The sequence below is a fragment of the Synechococcus sp. R5-12 genome (assembly GCF_047502655.1).
GTDB lineage: Bacteria > Cyanobacteriota > Cyanobacteriia > Thermostichales > Thermostichaceae > Thermostichus.
Genome location: NZ_JANSIM010000068.1, coordinates 1 through 2,929 on the forward strand (window position 1 = coordinate 1; position 2,929 = coordinate 2,929).

3 protein-coding genes and 1 tRNA gene are annotated in these 2,929 nt (G+C 57.9%); all 4 read left to right on the forward strand.

The features are described 5' to 3' along the window. Positions 1 to 133 precede the first annotated feature (133 nt). The gene (locus NW843_RS04335) at positions 134 to 1,474 is read left to right on the forward strand and encodes a TldD/PmbA family protein (RefSeq protein ID WP_414522213.1); all 1,341 of its coding nucleotides are present in this window, start codon (positions 134 to 136) and stop codon (positions 1,472 to 1,474) included. 15 nt (positions 1,475 to 1,489) lie between these two features. After that, positions 1,490 to 2,287: an MBL fold metallo-hydrolase gene (locus tag NW843_RS04340; RefSeq protein WP_414522214.1), complete on the forward strand. Its 798-nt coding sequence runs from the start codon at positions 1,490 to 1,492 to the stop codon at positions 2,285 to 2,287. Beyond that, the gene (locus NW843_RS04345) at positions 2,284 to 2,712 is read left to right on the forward strand and encodes a DUF2358 domain-containing protein (RefSeq protein WP_414522215.1); all 429 of its coding nucleotides are present in this window, start codon (positions 2,284 to 2,286) and stop codon (positions 2,710 to 2,712) included. The genes NW843_RS04340 and NW843_RS04345 overlap by 4 nt, the downstream gene beginning before the upstream one ends. Positions 2,713 to 2,785: 73 nt before the next feature. Then, positions 2,786 to 2,870, forward strand: a tRNA-Ser gene (locus tag NW843_RS04350). Positions 2,871 to 2,929 lie beyond the last annotated feature (59 nt).

The following is a 2,929-nucleotide window of genomic DNA, read 5'->3' on the forward strand; positions in this document are numbered from 1 at the left end:
TTCAGTATAGTTGAGCTTATTATTGACTAGAGTCATGCTCTTTCGCTTTAGCGGTGCGGAGCGCTCTGCGTCAGCATGAGTGCGGGTAGTTTACTAGAGGCGCTGGATGGCAACAGGAACTTGGGGAGTGGCAATGGTGCAAGTCGAGGTGTTGGCAGAACAGACACAAAGCTGTGCCCGGCGGCTGGGGATCCCTCAGTTTGATCTCTACGGGGCTCAAGTGGATGAAACCAGCGTGCAGGTAGATCATGGAGAACCTCGCCAGGTCAAGGCTTCCCATCGCTGCAGCGTGACGGTGCGGGCCTGGAACGACCAGGGTCAGGTGGGGGTGACCTCCACCACCGATGTGGATGAGGCGGGGCTAGAACTGGCCCTGCAAACGGCCTTTGAAGCCAGCCGTTTTGGCCTGCGGGAACATGCCCCTCAATTCAGCCCAGAAGCCACTCTGCCTATTGCTCAGCCTTGTAACGACAAAGGGCCGTTGGCTTTGGCCGGCGACTTGTTGGAACAGTTGGTGGCTGCTGAAAAGGCACTGCTGGGATCCCATCCCGCCATTCAGGGGGTGCCCTACAACGGCCTAGCGCAGCGGCAAATCAACCGCTTCTACCTCAACAGCCACCAAGCCCTGCGACAAGAGGAGCATACCCTTGCTTCGGTTTTTCTCTACAGCAAGGCAGAGCAAGAAGGACGCAAACCCCGCAGCGCCGGAGCCATGCGAGTGGCTCGCAGCCTGGATGAGTTGGATATCCAGGGTTGTGTGCAGGAAGCTGCTGAGAAACTGATTAGCCATCTGGAGTACGAGCGGATCCCTTCTGGAAAATACACAGTGGTCTTTTCCGGAGAAGCCTTTTTGAGTTTGTTGAGCGCCTTCTCCAATGTGTTCAATGCCCAAAACATTTTGGACAACCAAAGCCTGTCCACCCCAGAATCCCTGGGCAAGACCATTGCCTCACCTCTTCTGTCGGTGTGTGACGATGCCCTACACCCGACCAATGTGGGAGCGATCAGCTTTGATGGCGAAGGCACCCCCACCCGCCGTGTCCCTCTCATCACCAATGGGGTCTTGACCCACTTTTTGCACAGCGCCGGTACAGCCAAGCGCCTAGGAGCCCAGCCCACTGGCCATGCCAACATCGGCGCCAAGGTCACAGTTGCCGCCCACTACTACCATGTATTTGCCGGGGCACCGCCGGAGAGCACCTATGACTTGGCTACGGCTGAAAATGTAGTTTGGATCGATGAGCTGCAAGCGCTTCATGCCGGCGTTAAGCCCCTACAGGGATCCTTCTCGCTGCCGTTTCAGGGGTGGTGGGTACGCCAAGGAGAACGCATCAGCATCGAAGCGGCCACGGTGGCCGGAGACTTCCTGGAGCTGTTGAAGTCGATTTTCTACGTCGAGCCCGAGCCGCAAGTCACACCCGGTGGGCTGTGTCCCCGCATTTGGGTTGCCGATCTCTCCATTACCGGGCAATAACCTCACTTCAAACTCATGCAACTGACCCGCATCGACCTCAACAGTTGGCTCATCCACACCCGGGAGCAAACCTTCCTATTGGATCCGTGGCTGGTGGATCCCTTGGTGTTTCTGGGGATCCCCTGGTTCATCCGCCTGGAGCACCGCCAGCCGCTCCCTTTTACGCCGGAGACCTTGCCCAAAATCGACGGGATCCTCCTCAGCCAAGCCCAGCCGGATCACTGCCACCCACCAACGTTGCAGCGCCTGGATAAGCGGATCCCCGTTTTGGCCTCGCCGGCTGCAGCCAGAGTCGTGAAGAGTCTGGGATTTGCAACAGTTCAAGCTCTGGATCCCTGGCAGTCCGCTCAGTGGGGGGATCTGCGGGTCACGGCCATTCCCGGTGCGCCCCTAGGGCCTGTCCGTGAGCTGGGCTATCTGCTGGAAGAGGTGCCCTCTCAGACACGGCTTTACTACGAGCCTCATCTGTCCCAGCCGGATGTCCGCCCGCGGCTGCAGCAGGAGTTTGGCTCCATCCATACCCTACTGATTCCGGTGGTGGGGCAAATTTTCCCCCTCTTGGGAGAGGTGATCATGGGGCCAGAGCGGGCCCTGGAGGTGGTGGCAGCCCTACGCCCCCAGCAGGTGATCCCTACGGCGATGGGAGAGGTGGACTACCACGGGTGGTTTGCCGCCCAGATCCGCCCCTTGGGCAGCCTGCAGGAGTTTCGAGAAAAGCTGGCAGCCTTGAATGCCGCCACGTCCCAATCCATCCAGTTGTGTTGCCCTGCCCCCGGAGAAACGATGTCTCTTTCTGTTGCGGCCAAGCTATGAGCCTTTCTTCCCCAGCCCCGCCTAGCGCCGATCTGGTGGCCATCTTGCGGGCAGATTATGCTCGCTTTCCCAAAAATCAAACTTATTCGATTTACGATCCCCAGGTTTACTTCCGGGATCCCCTCAACGAGTTTCGCGGCTTGGATCGCTATCGCCGCATGATCGAGGGGATAGGGCGTTGGATAGAGGATATCCGTCTCGAGCTGCAGGATATTCGACAAACCGGCAGCCAGATCCGCACCGAGTGGATCCTAAGCGGTTCTTTGGCTTTGCCTTGGCGTCCCCGCCTGTGCATCCCCGGCTGGACAGAGATGCAGATCAATGAGTCGGGGTTAATCGGATCCCATATTGACTACTGGCGATGCTCTCGCCGGCAAGTGTTGCTGCAAATGTTTCGGCCTGGGGAGACCAAAGGATCCCGTTAATAGCTTCCATCCTTTGCTAGGATCACAAAGCTGACTTTTTAGCTCTCTGGAAAGTCGCCCCTGTTCTCAATCTGGAGAGATGGCCGAGTGGTCGAAGGCGCAGCACTGGAAATGCTGTGTGGGGCAACTCACCGTGGGTTCGAATCCCACTCTCTCCGCTGGAACTTGTTTGTGAGAGCATGCCTCTAACCCCCAAAACCCTGAACTTTGCTGAATT